This is a genomic window from Leifsonia sp. SIMBA_070, from assembly GCF_046534635.1.
Taxonomy (GTDB): Bacteria; Actinomycetota; Actinomycetes; order Actinomycetales; family Microbacteriaceae; genus Leifsonia.
Genome location: NZ_JAWRYK010000353.1, coordinates 1 through 267, shown reverse-complemented (window position 1 = coordinate 267; position 267 = coordinate 1). Strand labels below are relative to the sequence as shown.

Here is a 267-nt window from a genome sequence, read left to right as displayed (position 1 = left end):
GCGTCTTTTTCAGAAACCGCACCACGACCGGTTTTACCACCACCTTCGTCGTAGGTGAAAGAGATCATTTTACCAACACGCCAAACTTTTTTGATTTTAGAGATGTCAACTTCTTTTTCTTCACCTTTGTATTTGAATTTAACGGTCGCACCACCACCACCGGTACCAGATTTTTTGATGTTCAGCCAAGAGGTCAGACCGGTCTGTTTGGTTTTCTGCCAACGCAGGTCTTCTTTACGGTAACCGAAACCTTCCAGGATACGCAGA

The 267-nt window shown here is 44.9% G+C and carries 1 protein-coding gene; it reads right to left on the bottom strand.

The window, feature by feature from the left end:
- A partial coding sequence (sul7d, locus tag SB754_RS20645; protein WP_410784229.1) for a Sul7d family chromatin protein occupies positions 1-179 on the bottom strand: 179 nt, incomplete at its 3' end.
- Positions 180-267 lie beyond the last annotated feature (88 nt).